This is a genomic window from Teichococcus aerophilus, from assembly GCF_014490485.1.
GTDB lineage: Bacteria > Pseudomonadota > Alphaproteobacteria > Acetobacterales > Acetobacteraceae > Pseudoroseomonas > Pseudoroseomonas aerophila.
Genome location: NZ_JACTVA010000034.1, coordinates 18,521 through 37,278, shown reverse-complemented (window position 1 = coordinate 37,278; position 18,758 = coordinate 18,521). Strand labels below are relative to the sequence as shown.

The 18,758-nt window shown below is 68.3% G+C and carries 16 protein-coding genes; 10 read left to right on the top strand and 6 right to left on the bottom strand.

All coding sequences use genetic code 11. From position 1 onward, the window contains the following. Positions 1-5: 5 nt before the first annotated feature. The 8 genes from IBL26_RS16995 (at position 6) to IBL26_RS16960 (ending at position 8,890) form a co-directional block, all read left to right on the top strand. Complete coding sequence (locus IBL26_RS16995) at positions 6-1,133, top strand: ABC transporter substrate-binding protein (RefSeq protein WP_187785699.1); 1,128 nt, start codon at positions 6-8, stop codon at positions 1,131-1,133. A 16-nt stretch (positions 1,134-1,149) separates the two neighbouring features. Next, entirely contained in the window at positions 1,150-2,079 is a 930-nt protein-coding gene (locus IBL26_RS16990) for an ABC transporter permease (RefSeq protein ID WP_187785698.1), read from the top strand. Next, positions 2,076-2,942 carry an ABC transporter permease gene (locus IBL26_RS16985; protein ID WP_187785697.1) on the top strand — a complete coding sequence of 289 codons (867 nt, stop codon included), beginning with the start codon at positions 2,076-2,078 and terminating at the stop codon, positions 2,940-2,942. Before IBL26_RS16990 ends, IBL26_RS16985 begins: the two co-directional genes overlap by 4 nt. Further along, positions 2,939-4,015 carry an ABC transporter ATP-binding protein gene (locus IBL26_RS16980; RefSeq protein WP_367615455.1) on the top strand — a complete coding sequence of 359 codons (1,077 nt, stop codon included), beginning with the start codon at positions 2,939-2,941 and terminating at the stop codon, positions 4,013-4,015. Before IBL26_RS16985 ends, IBL26_RS16980 begins: the two co-directional genes overlap by 4 nt. A 55-nt stretch (positions 4,016-4,070) precedes the next feature. Beyond that, on the top strand, positions 4,071-4,919 hold the full coding sequence (locus IBL26_RS16975) for a MurR/RpiR family transcriptional regulator (RefSeq protein WP_187785695.1): 849 nt from the start codon (positions 4,071-4,073) through the stop codon (positions 4,917-4,919). Positions 4,920-5,009: 90 nt separating this feature from the next. Then, the gene (locus IBL26_RS16970) at positions 5,010-6,923 is read left to right on the top strand and encodes a bifunctional 5-dehydro-2-deoxygluconokinase/5-dehydro-2-deoxyphosphogluconate aldolase (RefSeq protein ID WP_187785694.1); all 1,914 of its coding nucleotides are present in this window, start codon (positions 5,010-5,012) and stop codon (positions 6,921-6,923) included. Positions 6,924-6,940: 17 nt separating this feature from the next. Further along, positions 6,941-7,738: a 5-deoxy-glucuronate isomerase gene (iolB, locus tag IBL26_RS16965; RefSeq protein WP_187785693.1), complete on the top strand. Its 798-nt coding sequence runs from the start codon at positions 6,941-6,943 to the stop codon at positions 7,736-7,738. A gap of 297 nt (positions 7,739-8,035) precedes the next feature. After that, positions 8,036-8,890: a helix-turn-helix domain-containing protein gene (locus IBL26_RS16960; protein ID WP_241749484.1), complete on the top strand. Its 855-nt coding sequence runs from the start codon at positions 8,036-8,038 to the stop codon at positions 8,888-8,890. A gap of 35 nt (positions 8,891-8,925) precedes the next feature. Here IBL26_RS16960 and IBL26_RS16955 read toward each other — a convergent pair whose 3' ends face one another. The 5 genes from IBL26_RS16955 to IBL26_RS16935 form a co-directional block, all read right to left on the bottom strand. Beyond that, a complete protein-coding gene (locus IBL26_RS16955) occupies positions 8,926-9,357 on the bottom strand; it encodes a DUF1810 domain-containing protein (protein ID WP_187785691.1) in 432 nt (143 codons plus the stop codon). 71 nt (positions 9,358-9,428) lie between these two features. Beyond that, positions 9,429-10,784, bottom strand: a complete 1,356-nt coding sequence (locus IBL26_RS16950) for a TRAP transporter large permease (protein ID WP_367615454.1) — start codon at positions 10,782-10,784, stop codon at positions 9,429-9,431. After that, positions 10,751-11,254, bottom strand: a complete 504-nt coding sequence (locus IBL26_RS16945) for a TRAP transporter small permease (RefSeq protein WP_187785690.1) — start codon at positions 11,252-11,254, stop codon at positions 10,751-10,753. The genes IBL26_RS16950 and IBL26_RS16945 overlap by 34 nt, the downstream gene beginning before the upstream one ends. A gap of 26 nt (positions 11,255-11,280) precedes the next feature. Continuing rightward, positions 11,281-12,333 (bottom strand): TRAP transporter substrate-binding protein, encoded by a 1,053-nt coding sequence (locus tag IBL26_RS16940; protein ID WP_187785689.1) that lies wholly within the window; start codon positions 12,331-12,333, stop codon positions 11,281-11,283. Between the two features lie 183 nt (positions 12,334-12,516). Then, complete coding sequence (locus tag IBL26_RS16935) at positions 12,517-13,125, bottom strand: TetR/AcrR family transcriptional regulator (RefSeq protein ID WP_187785688.1); 609 nt, start codon at positions 13,123-13,125, stop codon at positions 12,517-12,519. Between the two features lie 212 nt (positions 13,126-13,337). On the opposite strand from IBL26_RS16935, the gene IBL26_RS16930 reads away from it, so the two are divergent. After that, a complete protein-coding gene (locus tag IBL26_RS16930) occupies positions 13,338-14,465 on the top strand; it encodes an efflux RND transporter periplasmic adaptor subunit (protein WP_187785687.1) in 1,128 nt (375 codons plus the stop codon). A gap of 11 nt (positions 14,466-14,476) precedes the next feature. Continuing rightward, a complete protein-coding gene (locus IBL26_RS16925) occupies positions 14,477-17,665 on the top strand; it encodes an efflux RND transporter permease subunit (protein ID WP_187785686.1) in 3,189 nt (1,062 codons plus the stop codon). 76 nt (positions 17,666-17,741) lie between these two features. On the opposite strand, the gene IBL26_RS16920 is transcribed toward IBL26_RS16925, so the two are convergent. Further along, positions 17,742-18,713, bottom strand: coding sequence for a Bug family tripartite tricarboxylate transporter substrate binding protein (locus IBL26_RS16920; RefSeq protein ID WP_187785685.1), 972 nt, complete (start codon positions 18,711-18,713; stop codon positions 17,742-17,744). Positions 18,714-18,758 lie beyond the last annotated feature (45 nt).

Here is an 18,758-nt window from a genome sequence, read left to right as displayed (position 1 = left end):
ATGCCATGACCAGTGATTTCGGAATTTGGCGCGACGGGTTGGCGGCGCTCGGCCGCCGCCGGTTGCTGCAAGGGGCCGCCGGTGCGGCCCTCGCCACGCCCTTCCTCCACCGCACGGCCCGCGCCGCGCAGGTGGTGAACGTGCTGGGCGTGCCTGGCCTGCACGTGAAGCTGTGGCAGGAATGGACTTCGATGATCCGCGAGGACACGAAGGGCGATGTCGAGGTTCGCTTCGACCCGCTGGGTTACGCCCCCGCCTTCGCCAAGATCAAGACCGAGGCCGAGAGCCGCAGCTTCGGCACCGACCTGTTCTACGGCGACAGCCCCTTCCCGGAGCGCCTGGCGCTGGACGGGTTGCTGGAGCGGCTGCCGTATGACGACTTGCCCCACACCAAGGAGCTGGAAGCCTTCGCGCGCGGCGAGTTCACGCTGGAAGTCTTCCGCACCAACTGGGGCGTCGCCGCTTTCAACACCAACTTCGTGCGTGCCAGCAGCTTCCAGACGCCGCTGACCTGGGAAGTCTTCGCCGACCCCCGCTGGAAGAACCGCCTGAGCTGGGCTGATCCGCGCGGCTTCCCCGTCTGGATCCCGATCGTCGTTGAGCTGTACGGCGAGAATGGCTGGATCGACTATTGCCGCCGCATCGACGCCAACGTGAAGACCTACAACGCGCGCTGGATCGATAACCGCATCGGCCTGCAGCGTGGCGACGCCTGGATCACCTTCATGAACCTGGCGAACATCTATATCAGCACGCAGATCGATAAGGCCTCGGTGTCGGGCTTCCCCATCACCAAGCCGGATGTCGGGCTGGGCGTGCTGCCGGTCTCCATCGCGCTGCTGAAGAACGCGCCGTCCCGCACCGGCGCCCTCAAGGTGCTCGATCTCATCAGCTCTGCCCGCTACGCGAAGGTGATGATGGATATCGGCCTGAACCCCAGCAACAACCCGGCCAACTACCCGCATCCGCTCTCGGACAAGATTCTGGAACTGAACAACGCCAAGCAGGTCGGGCTGAACTCCTGGGGCGATGTGCAGAAGCACACCATGAACACCAACTGGGTGGAGTGGGCCGGCAAGATGGACCGCTACGTCCAGACCTGGGAGGCCGAGATCCTCCGTCGGCGCGGCTGAGGCGAGGACTGCGACCATGCAGAAATCTGGTCTTATCCGGCGGGAGACGTGGCTGGCCTGGCTGCTGGTCGCCCCTTTCGCCCTCATGCTTCTGGGGCTGCTGGTCGCACCCTTCCTGTCCATTGCGCTGAAGAGCCTGTCAGGCTCCGCCACTTTCGGCCTGCCCTTCCTGGGCGGCGCCGACGGCCTGGCGGACATGCAGCCGACGGCGCGGCACTACGTCTCTATCCTGACTGAGCCGCACAACCAGGCCGTCATCCTCAACACGCTGGGTATCTCCGCTGTGGTGGCCAGCCTGTTGACGGTGATCGGCGTCGGCACCGGCTACTTCATGGCGCGCAACCGGGCGCTGGCACCGACCATTTCGGCCATCGTCACCTATCCGTCCCTGGCGCCGGCGGTGACGATCATCTTCGGCATCCTGTGGTTCATGTCGCCGACCGGACCGATCAACCACATCCTGTTCCACCAGCTGGAATGGATCGATGAGCCGCTGGAGTTCTCCGGCACCTTCATGGCCATCGTCATCGGCGACCTCGCGCTGTTCGCCACCCTGGCGGTGCGCATGATGGCCTCGCTCTTCGAGATGATCGATCCGGCGCTGGAGGACGCATCCTCCTCGCTCGGCGCAACGGAGCGCGAGACCTTCTTCAACGTGCTGCTGCCGCTGGCGGCGCCTGGCCTGGCGGCGGTGTGGGTGTTCATCTTCATCCGCACCATGGTCGCCTATGTCGCGGCGCTGGTGCTGGGCGGCGGCGCCAAGGGCATTGTCGTCTTGCCGTTGGAAATCTTCACCCGCATCCAGTCCCTGGGCATCTCCGGCACCATGGCGCAGATCTGCGCCTTCGCCGTCGTGCTCTCCATCATCACACTGGCCGGCCGCGCGATCTACCTCGTCATCGTCCGCCGCGCCTTCCGCGATCGCCTGAAGGGAGAGATCCTGTGAGTGGCCTCTCCGGCACCGTGGTGGCCGAAAAGCTGCCGACCGCTCCCGTGCCCGCGCCCCGCCGCGGCAGCTTCCTGCCGCCCTTCCGCTGGATCTTTCCCGCTACGACGCTGGGCCTGATCCTGTTCATCATCCTGCCGCCGATCACGCTGCTCTCGCTCTCGGTCAATGATAGGTTCGACCTGGTATGGGGCATCTTCCCCGCCGGCGTCAGCTTCGACCTGTACCGGGAATCCGGCCCGGCCATCCTGCGCTCCGTGGCGCACAGCATGCGCATCGCGGTGCCGACGGTGATATTATCCTTCCTCGTCGGCCTGCCGGTGGCCTATGCGCTGGTGAGGCTGCGCTTCCCTGGGCGTGGTTTGTTGGCGGAGCTGGTGAACCTGCCGCTGGTGTTCCCGCCCATCGTCCTGGCCTTCGGTCTGATGCAGATGTTCAAGCAGGGCCCGTTCGCCGGCGTCAGCCCTTGGGTGGCCATCGTGCTCGGCCACACCATCGTCTCGCTGCCCTTCATGATCCAACCGATCATCGCCGCCCTTCAGCGTGTCGATATCGCGGTGGAGGATGCCGCACGCAGCCTGGGCGCCAGCCCGTTGCGCGCGTTCCTGACCACCGTGCTGCCCATCATCGTCCCCTCGGTGCTGACCGGCGTGGCGCTGGTCTTCGCCCGCTCGATCTCGGATTTCGAGATCACGTTGCTGCTGACCACGCCCGAGATCAGCACCATGCCTATCGCGATCTACCAGGCTTTCGAAAGCGGCTCGACCCGTCTGGGCGCTGCCGTGGCCATGGCGACCAACCTGTTCGCCGTCGGTGTCATCGTCATTCTTGAAGTTGCTGTCCGGAGGGTACGCTGGTGGTGAACGCGTCCGATCTGTCCATCCAGAGCGTCACGAAATCCTTCGGCCCGAACACGGTGCTGGACGGCATTTCCATCGACGTGCGCCCTGGCGAGTTCATGACCTTCCTGGGCCCATCGGGCTGCGGCAAGACCACGCTGCTGCGCATGGTCGGCGGCTTTGGCGAACCCGATAGCGGCCGTATCCTGCTGGCGGGGCGGGACATCACCCACCTGCCGCCGAACCAGCGCGATTGCGGCTTCGTCTTCCAGTCCTACGCGTTGTTTCCGCACATGACCGTGCGTGCCAACGTCGCCTACGGCCTGAAGCTGCGGAAGTTGCCGGCCGCGGAGATCGAGAGCCGGGTGGCCACCGTGCTCAGCATGGTCGGCCTGGAAGCCTTCGCCGACCGGCACCCGAAGCAGCTCTCGGGCGGCCAGCAGCAGCGCGTGGCCATCGCCCGTGCCATCGCCATCCGCCCTTCGTTGTTGCTGATGGACGAGCCGCTCTCCAACCTCGACGCCAAGCTGCGGGAGCGCATCCGCTTCGAGCTTAGGGCGCTGCAGAAGCAGCTTGGTATCACCACCGTCTTCGTCACGCATGACCAGGAGGAGGCGATGGCCGTCTCCGACCGGATCGTGGTGATGAACAAGGGGCATATCGAGCAGATCGGCACGCCGGCCGAGATCTATGGCGAGCCCGCCTCGCTCTTCGTTGCCGACTTCGTCGGCGTCAACAACCTCGTGCCGGGCAAGGTGCGGGAGGCACGCGGCCGCACCGTGATGGTGGAAACCGCCGCCGGCCTGCTGGAAGCCTCGCACCGGTCGTCCTCGACCGGGGAGAATGTCCAGCTCGCGCTGCGGCCGGAGATGATCACCCTGGTGCCCGCCGGCCAGCCTGCCTCGGCCATGGGTGGCGAGTTGGAGGGCACCGTCCGGATGGCCGCCTTCCTGGGTGCCGCGACGCGCTACGAGGTGCAGGTCTCGGACGAGGTGGTGCTGAAGGTGGCCGCGCCGGCCGGCAGCCCGCCACATGCGCTGGGCAGCCGCGTCCTGTGCCGGTGGCCGGTCGAGAGCGCCCACGCCCTGCGAGCCTGACCGGATGGCCACGGGCAGGCGTGCCGGCAAGGCGGCGGCGCGGTATGACCTTGGCATGACCGAGGCTCATGCCGCCGCCGGCGGCCCCCCGACGACCCTGACCGCGCTGCGTGGACTGATCCTGCAGCAGCGGGCAACGCTGCCGAAGCGGCTTCTGCAGGCGGCCGAGTTCGCGCTGGCCCACCCGCAGGAATTCGCCTTCGGCACCATCGGCGAGATCGCGGCCCAGGCCGAGGTTCAGCCCTCCACCTTGGTGCGGTTTGCGCAAAGCCTGGGCTATTCCGGCTTCTCCGATCTGCAGGCGGTGTTCCGCGCCCATGCGCGGGATCGGTGGCCGGAGTACCGGGAGCGGCTGGAAACGGTGCGCGGGGAGGGGCCACTCGCCCTGATGCAAGGCTTCACCCGCGCCGCGGTCCATTCCGCCGAACGGCTGGCCGAGACGGTGGACGCCGCCACGCTGGAGCGCGCCGTGGCGCTGCTGGCTAAGGCGGAGACCATCTACCTGCTCGGCAGCCGCCGCGCCTTTCCCATCGTCACCTACCTGGCCTACGCCCTTCGCAAGCTGGAAATTCGTTGCCACCTGGTCGACCAGGCCGGCGGCCTGGCACCGGAGCAGGTGGCGCTGATGTCACCGCGGGACGTGCTGCTCGCCGTCAGCTTCTCGCCCTACACGCCGGCGACGCTGGATCTAGTCGGCAGCGCCGCGCAGCGCGGCATTGGCGTCGTCGCGCTGACGGACACGCCGTTCTCACCGCTGATTCCTTCGACCTCGGTGTGGCTGGAAGTGACGGAGGCGGATCACGCCGCCTTCCGGTCCCTCTCCGGCACCCTCGTCCTGGCGATGACCCTCGCCGTGGCGACAGCGGAGCACCGCAATCACGGTGGTGGAACAGAAATTCCATAATTGACTGGAATTAGGAATTCCAGTTCCATTGAGGCGGGCAGCACCGGCAGCAGACCGGCGCGCCCACGCCGCCAGGAGGAGATGGCCACGATGCCGGCACCGACGCTCGATCTCATCACCATTGGCCGTGCCTCGGTCGATCTCTACGGCCAGCAGATCGGTGGCCGGCTGGAAGACATGGCCAGCTTCGCCAAGGCGGTCGGCGGTTGCCCGACGAATATCGCCATCGGCGCGTCCAGGCTCGGCCTGAAGGCAGGCCTGATCACGCGTGTCGGCGACGAAGCCATGGGCCGCTTCATCCGCGAGCAATCGGCGCGGGAAGGCGTGGACACGCGCGGCATCCGCACCGATCCGGCGCGGCTGACTGCGCTGGCCGTGCTGGGCGTGCGCGACGACAAGACCTTCCCGCTGATCTTCTACCGCACCGACTGCGCCGACGCCGCGCTGGACGAGGGAGATGTGGAAGAGGATTTCATTGCTTCCGCTGCCTGCATCGTCGTCACCGGCACGCATTTCGCCCGCCCGAACACGGCGGCGGCGCAGCGCAAGGCCATGCGGATCGCCCGCGCCCATGGCCGCCGCGTCGTGTTCGATATCGACTACCGTCCCAACCTGTGGGGCGTCGCCGGCCACGATGCCGGCGAATCCCGCTATGTCCGGGCCGACCAAGTGACCCAGAGCCTGGCCGCCCTGCTGCCGGATTGCGACCTGATCGTCGGCACGGAGGAGGAGCTGCACATCGCCGGCGGTTCCGAGGACACCTTGCAGGCCCTGCGCAACATCCGCGCGCTGAGCGCCGCTACGCTGGTATGCAAGCGCGGGCCGATGGGCTGCGTCGTCTTTCCCGGCGCCATTCCGGCGCGGCTGGAAGATGGCGTCTCCGGCCCCGGCTTCCCGGTGGAAGTCTACAACGTGCTCGGCGCCGGCGACGCCTTCATGGCGGGCTTCCTGCGCGGCTGGCTGCGGCAGGAACCGCTGGAACGCAGCTGCACCTTCGCCAATGCCTGCGGCGCCATCGCGGTATCCCGCCTGCTCTGCGCACCGGAGTATGCCACCTGGGTGGAACTGGAACACTTCCTGGCCCACGGCGTCACCACGCCGGCGCTACGCAAGGATGCCGTGTTGTCGCACATCCACCGCGCCACCACACGGCGTCCCCAGCCGGAAAGTCTGATGGCGCTGGCGATCGACCACCGGCCGCAGCTGGCCGCCATGGCCGCTGAGGCCGGCGTTTCGGCCGATCGGATCGGGCCCTTCAAGCAACTGGCGGTACAGGCGGCGTCGCGGGTTGCGGCAGGCCGCCCAGGCTTCGGCATGTTGCTGGACGGCACCTATGGCCGAGAGGCGTTGTTCGACGCGTCGCACCAGGGCTTCTGGGTGGCGAGGCCGGTCGAATTGCCGGCCTCCCGCCCGCTGGATTTCGAAGGGCAGGGCGATCTGGGCGCGCATCTCGTCGAATGGCCGGTGGAGCAGACGGTGAAGTGCCTGTGCTTCTGGCATCCCGATGACCCCGCCGAACTCCGCAGCCGGCAGGAACGCGAGTTGCTGCGCGTGCACGATGCATGCCGCACCGTGGGGCGGGAGTTGCTGCTGGAAATTATCGCCGGCCCGCACGGCCCGTTGGAGAGCGGCACCGTGGCCGGCATCCTTGACCATCTCTACGGCCTGGGCATTCGCCCCGATTGGTGGAAGCTGGAACCGCAGGCCGATGCCCGCGCCTGGGCTGAGATCGAGCAGGTGATCCAGCGCCACGACCCGCATTGCCGTGGCATCGTCATGCTGGGTCTGGACGCACCGCTGGCGGAACTGGTCAGTGCCTTCCGCGCCTCGGCCGCCACGCCGCTGGTGCGCGGCTTCGCCGTCGGGCGCAGCATCTTTGCCGAGCCTGCCCGAGCTTGGTTCGCCGGCCGCATCGGTGACGAGGAAGCCATCGGCGAGATGGCGCAGCGCTTTTCCACTCTGGTGACGGCCTGGCAGGCCCGCCACCACGCCGCCGTCGCCTGAACGCGGGAAGGACACAGATGACATCGCCATTGCTGGTGCATCCGCAGAAGCCGGATGCCGAAGGTGCCACGCACCGCATCACGCCCCAATCGGCGAACTGGACCTATGTGGGATTCGAAACCTACCGCCTGCCAGCCGGTGCGAAGCTGGCACGGCGCCAGCAGGGGCGGGAAGCCTGCCTCGTCCTGCTCTCCGGCCACGCGCGCATCACGGCCGGCGGCCAGGATTTCGGCCGCCTCGGTGGCCGCGCCTCTCCCTTCGAGGGCAGCCCGTGGTCCGTCTACGTGCCCGCCGGTGCCGAGTGGCGGGTGGAATCGGATGGCTGCGAGCTGGCTGTCTGCACCTCCCCGGCGGAAGGCCGACTGCCGGCACGGGTGATCCCGCCGGAGGATGTCGGCGAGGAAACGCGTGGCAAGGGCACGAATATCCGCCATGTCCGCAACGTCCTGCCGGTCTCGGCGGAGGCGGAAAGCCTGCTAGTGGTGGAGGTCATCACCCCCGGCGGCCACTGGTCCAGCTACCCGCCGCACAAGCATGACGTGAACGACCCGCCGCGCGAAACGGCGCTGGAGGAAACCTATTACCACCGCCTGCAGCGCCCGGGCGGCTTTGCCGTGCAGCGCGTCTATACCGACGACCGCAGCTTGGACGAGACCTTGGCCGTCGGCGACGGCGACGTCGTGCTGGTGCCGCGCGGCTACCACCCGGTGGGTGCGCCGCATGGCTTTGATCTCTACTACCTCAACGTCATGGCCGGCCCGGTGCGGGACTGGAAGTTCACCATGGCGCCCGAGCATGCCTGGCTCGGTTGGTAACACTCTGTAGGGCCGCGTCGGAAGCCATTAGGCATCCGGCGCGGAACTGTGGCAGGCTTGCTTCCAGAAGATCCGTCGCCAGCGGACCGGCTTTTTTCTGGGGGAACCATGACGTTGTCTGGCCATGCCCACCACGCCGAACGCGTACACGCCCTGTTGCAGGACCGCTCCGCCGCGGTCCGGTCAGCCGTGGCAGCGTCCTGGCTGCGTTCGGTGCGCGATCATGGCCTCGATCCCGAGCATTGGCGCCGACCTGAATCCCTGGACGAAGCCCGCCTCCGCCATGCGCGGGAGCAGATGTCCCCACTCCTCCGCGCTGCCGAGCCCACGCTGGACCGTCTGCTGGATGCTGTGGGGGATAGCGGCTGCTGCATCCTGCTGACCGGCCGCGATGGCGTGCCGCTGCAACGGCGAGGCGTGGCGGGCGATGACGACGATTTCCGCAAGCTTGGCCTGTGGACAGGCGCGGTCTGGACCGAGGCGTGCGAGGGCACCAACGGCATCGGCACCTGCCTGATCGAGGGCCGGGCCATGACCATCCACCGGGACCAGCATTTCTACACGCGCAATATCGGCCTCTCCTGCACCGTCGCGCCCATCTACGACCATCTCGGGCGACTGGCCGGCTGCCTGGATGTCTCCACCTGTCGGCGGGATGCGGATCGCGGTGTCGTCGCGCTGATCGCGGCTGCGGTAGGCGACGCCGCAAGGCGGATCGAGGCCGCGCATTTCCGCCAGGCCTTCAAGGGCGTGCGCATCCTGTTGGGCCCGGACGGGGGAGAGGCGGGCGCGCTGATTGCCGTGGACCGCGACGACCTGCTGATCGGCGCCACCCGCACCGCCCGCCGCCTCTACGGCATCACCGATGAACGGCTGGCGGCCGGGCTGCCCGCCGCCGCTGTGCTGGGCGACGGGTTGGAAGAAGGCCTGTCGGATGCCGAGCGTGGCGTCGTGCAACGCGCCCTGGCGCGGGCGGGCGGCAATGTCTCTGGCGCCGCACGCATCCTGGGCGTCAGCCGCGCCACCCTGCACCGCAAGATCAAGCGGCTCGGCCTGCGCCTGTGTCAGGAGCAGGAGATTTTGGAAAATGCCACGCTGATGGCGGTATCTGCCGCGCCGGTCCTGGCTCACGCAAAGCTTGGCCGTAGCTGAACAGGGACTGGTGTGCGGGCGCTGATCGGCTTGCCTTACCGCCCACCCGCCAGAAGTTCCACGGTCCGCTGGTCCTCTTCGCCGCCAAAGTAGTGTTGCAGCGCCTGCCGGAAGGCGGCCTCGCCGGTGTCCGCACGGGCGAAGAGCGTCAGGCAGGACTGGAACTTCCTGTCATCCGGGCTGCCGAGGATCTGGTGCGCATCGCGCCCTTCCACGGCATTGAGCAGGTTGGTGCATTCCACCAGTCGCGGCCCCAGCACCGGATGCGCCAGGTAAGCCCTGGCTTCGGCCAGCGAGGAGACGCCGTAGCGCGTCGCCATCTCGCTCCGCCCCAATCCGCGCAGCTGTGGGAAGATGAACCACATCCAGTGGCTGCGCTTGTGCCCGTCCCGTAGTTCCTGCCGCACCTGGGCCAGCACCGGCCCCTGCGCACGAACGAATCGCTCAAGCTCGAATGTATCTGTCATGGGAATGGACTTAGGCAACCGGCGGCCCGATGAAAGGACCGCCGGCCAGGGAAACGCCGCCCCGTGCCTGCTCAGCTGAGCAGATGCACCAGCCACAGGCTGAGCCCGGGAAAGCTCACGCAGATCACCAACCGTACCAGATCCGTCGCCAGGAAAGGCAGCACGCCGCGATAGGTGCGCGCGATCGGCACGTCCGGCGTCAGCGAGGATACGACGAAGACGTTCAGCCCGATCGGTGGCGCCGTCAGGCCAATGCCGACGACGATGAGTACCAGGATGCCGAACCACAGCGCCGTATCGGTACTGTCCATGCCGAAATCGAGTGCGGTGATGACGGGAAAGAACACCGGTAGCGTCAGCAGGATCATCGCCAGCTCATCCATCACCGCGCCCAGGGCGATATAGGCCAGCAGCATGGCCGCCAGCACCCCGTAGGGTGGGAAGCCCTGTTCGGTGATCCACATCGCCAGCATGTCCGGCGCCTGGGACAGCGCCAGGAAGGCGTTGAACACTTCCGCACCCAGCAGGATGACGAAGATCATCGCGCTGGTCTCGGCACTCGCGCGGATGCTGGCGCCAATATCCCGCAGGCTCAGCGTCCGGCGCGCCACGCCCACCGCGAGCGTGGCGATAACGCCGACGGCGGCACTCTCCGTCGGGGTGAAGATGCCGCCATAGATGCCGCCGATCACCACGATGGCGATCAGCAGCACCGGCAGCACGCCGATCAGCGCGGCGCGGCGCTCCGCTGCCGGCAGGGCCGGATGCACCGGCGCGATGCGCGGCCGCAGCCGTGTGGTCACGGCAATGGCCAGCAAATAGAACGCTACCGCCATCAACCCCGGCACCAGCGCCGCCATGAACAGCTTGGCGATGTTCTGCTCGGTGCTGATGCCATAGACGACCAGGATCACGCTGGGCGGGATCAGCACCCCCAGCGTGCCGCCGACCGCGATGGCACCCGTGGCGAAGCCCGGGTCGTAGCCGAAGCGGCGCAACTCCGGCAACGCGGCGCGGCCCATCGTGGCCGTGGTGGCGACGGAGGAACCGCAGACGGCGCCGAAGGCGGTGCAGGCGCCGATCACCGCCATGGCCAATCCGCCGCGCCGCTGCCCGACCACGGCATTCGCCGCCGTGAACAGGTCCCGCGCCAGGCCGCCCCGCTCCGCCAGGCTGCCCATCAGGATGAACAGCGGGATGACGGAGAGCGTGTAGTTGGCGAACAGATGCCAAGGCGTCGTCTTCAGATAGTTCAGCAAAGGCGGCAGGCCGACGATGTGGTAGTAGCCCGCCGCACCAGTCAGCAGCATGGCGATGCCGATCGGTGCCCGCAGCGCGATCAGCACCAGCATCGCCGCGAAGCCGGTGCCGGCCAGGACGAATTCCGGCGCCATCAGCCACGCCCCCGTGCCAGCAGGAATACCCACCGAAACGCCGCCAAGGCGGTGACCCCGATGCAGAAGGCGCCGATCCCCACGGCCCACCAGGTAGAAAGCCCCAGCACCATGGTGGTGGTACCGGACCGCGCGGTTTCCACCGCGCCCTGCACCATGCGCTCGGCCAGCACCACCAGCACCACGGCCCAGACCAGGGACCAGAACGCGTCAATCCACTGGTTGACGCGGACGGGCAGCCAGGCGGTCAGCGTATCCACCAGGATGTTGGAGCGAGCCAGGGTGCCGAAGGCCAGGAAGCCAAAGGCACCGAGGCCGGAGCCGATGGCGATCAACTCGAAATCGCCCGGGATGGGCCATCCCAGCAACCAGCGGCTCAATACGCTGACGGTGCTGAACGTTGCCGTCGCCAGCAGGGTGATGCCGCCCGCCATGGCCAGCAGCGTGGCAAGGCGCGCCACCAGGCCACCCGGCGGCGGCCGGGTGGAGAACGCTTCGGGCATGCCGGGCTCCGGGCCGGTCGTGCCGCTCACCCGGCCGCCGTGGCGTGCTTGGCAATCAGGGCCTGGGCGGAGGCGAGCAAGGCGGCGCCATCGATGCCGCGCTCCTTCATGCTCGCCTGCCAGGTGTCGATGACCGGCTTGGTCGTCTCGATCCAGCGCGCCTTCTCGGCCTCGCTGATGGCGCCGATCTGGTTGCCGCGCTTACGGGCCATCTCCTCGACCACCTTGGCCTGCTCGTCATAGGGAATGGCGGCGGCGGCGGCGGCCTGGATGCCGCTATTGGCGTCGATCACCGCGCGCAGGTCGGCGGGCAGGCCGGCATATTTCGCCGGGTTCATCGCCAGGATGTTGGTGGCACTGTACAGGGTCGGGCTGCCGGGAATGGCGGTGTGGAAGCGCACCAGTTCCTGCAGCTTGATGCTCGGCACCACTTCCCACGGGACAACGGCGCCATCCAGTACCCGCTGGCTCAGCGCTTCCGGCACCTGCGGCACGGGCATGCCGATCGGCGCCGCACCCAGCGCCCGCAATGCCTCACCCGCCAGCCGGGTGGGGAAGCGCAGCTTCAGGCCGCGCAAATCCTCCATGGTGGCGATGGCGCGGTTGGCGTGGATCAGCCCACCATCATGCGCCCAGACGCAGATCGGGTGGACCTCGCGCAGTTCCTCCTGCAGATGCGCCTCGGCGTATTCCTGCGCGGCGCGGGCATTCACCGCGGCACGGGCATTGGCGATGAAGGGCAGCTCGAAGGCCTCCAGCCGCGGGAAGCGGTTGGGGGTGTAGCCCGGCAGCGTCCAGATCAGGTCCGCCACGCCGTCCCGCGCCTGGTCGAACAATTGCGGTGGCGCGCCGCCCAGCTGCATGGAGGGGAAGATCTGCACCTTGATGCGGTTGTTCGAATCTGCCTCCACCTTCCGCGCCCAGGGCGTCAGGAAGTAGCGCGGCACATTGGCCACGGGCGGCAGGAAGTGGTGCAGCCGCAGCGTCACTTCCTGGGCCCGGGCGGCCGATGGCCGCAGCAGGGCCGGGGCGGCCAGCATGGCTGGCAGCGCGGAAAGCAGCTGGCGTCGTTGAATCATGGGGTCGTCTTCTCCCGTGCGTGGTCTTCTTGGCGACAGCGTATGCCGCATGGCCTGCCCGCAGGGGCAGGCATGGCTGGCCATGGACGTCTGTGCCATCAACGCATGCCGCTTCGCGGTCTTTCAATGCGCTTTTCGGTACGCGGGAGGAGTTTCTTCCGGGCCGCCAGGCGGCCCGGGCTTTCAATCCGCCGGCGGGGGCAGGGCGGCGGCCAGCAGCAGGTGGCCCGCACGCTCCAGCGCGCCCGCGGCTTCGTCGTTGCCGAGATAGGCGGCGGCGGCGAAGGCGCCCTCCACCAGCATCAACATCGCATCGCCAAGGGTCGCAGGGTCCGGCGCCCCGGCCTCGGCGCAGAGCTGCCGGATCTGCTCCCGCTTCTTCAGTTTATGCGCGTCGGCCACCTTGCGGGCAGGGTGCGCCGGGTCCGGGAACTCGGCGATGGCGAGCCCGACGGCACAGCCCCGGAAGCCCGGCACGCGCAAGGCGTCGGCCGCAGCCTTCATCACGGCGGCCGGCCGGTCACGCAGGGGCAGCGCCGGGTCGAAGGATTGGTCGAGCTGGCAGGTGCTGTTCTCCTCGCACTCGTCCCGCACGACCGAGGCGATCAACTCGTCCTTGGAGGGGAAGGCGCGATACAGGCTGATCTTCGTCGTGCCGGCGAGGCGGCAGAGCTCCTCCACCCCCGTCGCCCGGATGCCCTGGCGATAGAACAGGTCCTTGGCCACCGCGTGCAGGCGCTGCGCCGCCGGGCTGCGGGGTTTGGTCACCGGGGTTGCTACCGGGGCATCCATGGCAGAAACGCTCCTCTCCAGCGGGGGAAGGCAGCTTAACGCTTGCTCGCGGAAGCAGCCATCGGCCCCCAAACCATTGTTACGCCGACCGATTTACCATGTCCCGCCATCCGGCCGGAAACGGCGGTGTTCATCGGCCTCTTGCATTTATACCGATCGGTACGTATTCATGGTACGAACCGGTCGGTATCACCCGGCCCCGGAGATAGGCCATGCCCATCCCTTTCCGCAAGACCCTTGTTCCCATGGCCATCCTGATGGCCCTGCCTGCGATGCCGATTCTGGCCCAGCAGCCGCCCCAGCCGACCGTGACCGTTGCCGAGCCCCTGCGCCGTGACATCACCGAGTGGGAGGAGCACATCGCCCGGCTGGAGCCTTCCGCCCGGGTGGAGCTGCGCCCCCGCGTCTCCGGCCTGATTGAGCAGGTGCATTTCCGCGACGGCCAGATCGTCAAGGCCGGCGACCTGCTGTTCACGCTGGACCGCCGGCCCTTCGAAATCGCCGTGCTGAGCGCCCAGGCTGAGCTGGACCGTGCCCAGGCGCGGCTGGACCTCGCCCGGCAGGACATCCGCCGCACCGCGCCGCTGGTGCAGGACCGCATCGCCCCCCAGGCCCAGCTGGACACCCGGCGCGGCGCCGAGCGCGAAGCCGAGGCCCAACTGGCCGACGCCCGCGCCAAGCTGCGCCAGGCCGAGCTGGAACTGACCTGGACCGAGGTGCGGGCCCCGCAGCCGGGCCGTGCATCCGACCGCCGCGTCGATGCCGGCAACCTGGTGCAGGCCAGTACGACGCTGCTGACCACCATCCTGACGCTGGACCCCATCTACGCCAGCTTCGACATGAGCGAGGCCGACTACCTCCGCCTGGCCCGTGGCGGCGGAGCCCGCGCCGGGGCGGAAGCGCCCAGCATTCGCCTGCGCCTGGCCGATGAGGCGGGCTGGGAGCGGGAAGGCAAGCTCGACTTCCTGGACAGCGAGATGCGCGCGCGTTCCGGCACCATCCGTGCCCGCGCCCTGCTGCCCAACAAGGATCTGTTCCTGACCCCGGGCATCTTCGCCCGCCTGCGGCTGCCGGTCGGCCAGGGAGAGACGCTGCTGGTGCCCGACGCCGCCATCGCCGCCGACCAGGCCAACCGCGTCGTGCTGACCGTGGCCGCTGACGGCACGGTGCGTGCCAAGCCGGTGACGCTGGGCCCGGTGGTGGATGGCCTGCGCGTCGTCCGCAGTGGCCTGTCGCCGAATGACCAGGTGATCGTCGCCGGCCTGCATCTGGCCCGGCCAGGGACGCGCGTGACGGCGGAGGCGAGACCGCTCGACGGCCGCCTCGCCGCCGCCCGTTAAGGAATCAGGCTATGCGGTTCGCCCAGTTCTTCATCTCGCGGCCGGTCTTCGCCGCGGTCATCTCCATCGCCATCCTGCTGATCGGCGCCATCGCCGGCCTGCGGCTGCCGATCAGCGAGTACCCGGAAATCGCGCCGCCGACCGTGACCATCACGGCGCAGTATCCGGGTGCCTCCGCCGCCGTCATCGCCGAGACGGTGGCCTCGCCGATCGAGCAGGAGATCAATGGCGTCGAGAACATGCTCTATGTCAGCTCCCAATCGACGGGCGATGGCCGGCTGAGCATCAATGTGGTGTTCCGCCAGGGCACCAATATCGACCAGGCGCAGGTGCTGGTGCAGAACCGTGTGGCCGTGGCCGAACCGCGCCTGCCGGAAGAGGTCCGCACCCTCGGGCTCATCGTGAAGAAGGCTTCGCCGGACATCATGATGGTGATCCATCTGGTCTCCCCGGACGGGTCGCGTGACGACCAGTATCTGGCCAACTATGCCTCGCTGAACATCAAGGACCGCCTGGCGCGGCTCGATGGCGTCGGCGATGTGCAGCTGTTCGGCGGCGGTGGCGACTACGCCATGCGCGTCTGGCTGGATCCCGCCCGCATCGCCGCCCGTGGCCTGACGCCGGGCGAGGTGGTGGCGGCGCTGCGCCGCGCCAACGTGCAGGTGGCGGCCGGTGGCCTGAACCATGCGCCGACCAACAACGTCTCCGGCGAGGCCTTCCAGCTGAACATCCAGGCGCTTGGCCGCCTGCGTTCGGTGGAAGAATTCTCTGACATCGTCGTATCGACCGGCGAGGATGGCGCCCCCCTGCGCCTGCGCGACGTCGCGCGGGTGGAGTTGGGCAGCCAGGACTACACGCTCCGCGCCTATCTGGGTGCGGAGAGCGCGGTGGCCATGCCGGTGTTCCAACGCCCCGGCTCCAACGCCCTCGCCACGGCGGCGTCGTTGCATGCCACGTTGCAGACCGCCAAGCGGGACTTCCCGCCCGGCGTCGACTACCGCATCGTCTACGACACCACCCAGTTCATCGAGCAGTCGATGGAAGCGGTGATCCACACCTTCATCGAGGCCATCATCCTCGTCGTGCTGGTGGTGATCGTGTTCTTGCAATCCTGGCGCGCCTCGATCATCCCGCTGGTGGCCATCCCGGTCTCCATCATCGGCACGCTGGCCTTCATGGGCGCGCTTGGCATCACGCTAAACTCGCTGTCCATGTTCGGCCTGATCCTGGCCATCGGCATCGTCGTCGATGACGCCATCGTCGTGGTGGAGAATGTGGAGCGGCACCTGGCCAATGGGTTGGACCCGGTGACGGCCACGCGTCGCACCATGGACGAGGTCGGGTTCGCCCTCGTCGCCATTGCCCTGGTGCTCTGCGCCGTCTTCGTGCCAACAGCCTTCATCGAGGGCTTGGCTGGTGCGTTCTACCAGCAATTCGCCGTCACCATCGCCGTCGCAACCCTGCTGTCGGCGCTGGTGTCGCTGACGCTGTCCCCCGCTCTGGCGGCCTTGCTGCTGCGGCCCCATTCGCATGAGAAGCCGAAGGGCTGGCGCGCGGTCGTCGGTGCGCCGTTCGGCCTGTTCTTCCGCGGCTTCAACCGCGTCTTCGATGCACTGTCCCTCGGCTACGGCGCGCTGACGCGGCGGCTGGTGCGGATGACGGCCATCGTCATGGTGCTGTTCGCCGGCCTGCTGGTGCTGACCGGCCAGACTGTCCGCACCACGCCCACCGGCCTGATCCCGCCGCTGGACCGTGGCTATCTGATCGCCGCCTTCCAGCTGCCGCCCGGCGCCACGCTGGGCCGGACGGATGCGGTGATGCGCCAGGCTTCCAAGGACCTGCTGCAGGTTCCGGGCGTGTCCAACACCGTCGTCTTCACCGGCTTCGATGGCGCCACCTTCACCAATGCGCCGAATACCGGCGTAATCTTCGTCACCCTCGATTCCTTCGAGAAGCGGACGGCCGAGCACATCTCCTACCCCGCGCTGATCGGCGCGGTGCAGGCCGCCGTCTCCGCCCAGCGCGACGCCTTCGCGCTGGTGATCCCGCCGCCTTCCGTCTCCGGCATCGGCACCGGTGGCGGCTTCAAACTCTACATCCAGGACCGTGGCGACCGTGGGGCGCGGGAGCTGGAGGCGGTGACCAACCGCATCGTCGGCGCCACCAACCAGCGGCCCGAGATCGCCATGGCCTTCACGCTGTTCAACACCTCGACGCCGACCCTGCGGGCCGAGGTGGACCGTAGCAAGGCCGAGATGCTGGGCGTGCCGCTCTCCCGCGTGTCGGAGACGCTGTCCGTCTATCTCGGCTCCGCCTTCGTGAACGACTTCAACATTCTGGGCCGCACCTACCGGGTGACGGCGCAGGCGGAGGAAGGCCAGCGCCGCAGCACGCGCGACGTCTCCCTGCTGCGCACCCGCAACGATGCGGGCGACATGGTGCCCATCGGCTCGATTGCGTCGCTGGAGCAGGATACGGGCCCCTACCGCGTGCCGCGCTACAACCTGTTCCCTGCGGCCGAGGTGCAGGGCGTCGCCGCGCCGGGCGTCTCCACCGGCCAAGCCATCGCGGCCGTGGCGCAGCTGCTCTCCAAGGAACTGCCGCCGGGCTACAGCTTCGAGTGGACGGAGATCGCCTTGCAGGAGACCACGCAGGGCAACACGGCGCCGATCGCCTTCGGCCTCGCCGTCGTCTTCGTCTTCCTACTGCTGGCGGCTCTGTATGAAAGCTGGCTGCTGCCGCTGGCGGTGGTGCTGATCGCGCCGATGTCGGTGCTGGCGGCGCTGGCCGGTGTCTCCTGGCGTGGGCTGGACAACAACGTGCTGGTGCAGATCGGGCTGGTGGTGCTGATCGGCCTGGCCGCCAAGAACGCCATCCTGATCGTCGAGTTCGCACGTGCCGCCGAGGCAGATGGCATGACCCGCTGGCAGGCGGCGGAGGCCGCGGCGCGGACGCGGTTGCGGCCGATCCTGATGACCTCGCTGGCCTTCATCCTGGGCGTGCTGCCGCTGGCCATCGCCACGGGCGCGGGTGCCGAGATGCGGCAGAGCCTGGGAACGGCGGTCTTCGCCGGCATGCTGGGCGTGACGGTGTTCGGGTTGATCTTCACCCCGGTGTTCTACGTCGTCGCCCGCCGCTTCGCGGGCCGGCAGCGGCAGGCTGCGGCGGCAACGCCGGTCGGCACGCATTCGGAAGCCTGACACGCACAGGACAGGCTTTCCGAACTGAATGGAAAACGGCACCCGGTTCCCCCCGGGTGCCGTTTTCTGTTGAGGGCTACTGCTTCTCGATCCCCGCCTGGGTCACCACGGCCTGCCACTTGGCCACCTCGGCACGGACGAAGGCCTGCGCCTCCTCCGGCTTGCTGCCGACCGGGGTGGCGCCCAACGCTGCCATGCGCTCCTGGATGGAGGGCACCTGCAGCTGCGCGATGGAATCCGTGGCGATCTTGGTCACCACCGGGGCCTGCAGGCCCGCCGGGCCGATGATGGCGCCCCAGGTGGAGGCCTCGAAGCCCGGAAAGCCGCTTTCCGCCACGGTGGGCAGGTCCGGCAGAATCGGCAGGCGCTGTGCAGCGGTGGTGGCCAGCGCCTTCAGCTTGCCCGACTGGACGTGGCCGATAACGGCCGCCAGCGTATCGAACATCACATCCACGCGGCCGCCGATCAGGTCCGGATGCGCGGCGGTCGAGCCGCGATACGGCACATGCACCATCGGCGCGCCAACCTTGTGGGCGAACATCTCCGCCGCCAGGTGCACGGCGCCGCCGGTGCCGGCGAAAGTGATGGCGCCCGGCTTGGCCTTGACCATCGCCGCCAGCTCCTGCACCGACTTCGCCGGGAAGTCCGGCGCGGTAACCAGCAGCAGCGGCACCGAGTAGATGACGCTGATGACGGAGAAATCCTTCAGAGTGTCGAACGGCGTCGTGTACAGCGCCGCATTCACCGCATGGTTCACCGAGACGAAGCCCAGCGTGCTGCCATCCGCCGGCGCCTTGGCCACCGCGTCGCTGCCGACGATGCCGTTGGCGCCGGTGCGGTTCTCCACCACGACGGATTGCTTCCACAGCGGCGTCAGCTTCTCCGCGATCAGCCGCGCGGCGATGTCGGAGGCGCCACCAGGGCTGTAGGGGACGATGATGCGCACGGTCTGGTTGGGGAAGGGGGCCTGGGCCCGGGCAGGCAGGGCGCGCCCTGCGGCGGCCAGGACGAAGGGCGCGGCCAGCGCCGCGCGGCGGGTGACGGTCATGACGTTCTACCTTTTTCTTTGCTTGGACATCGGTGTGGGAGGCGT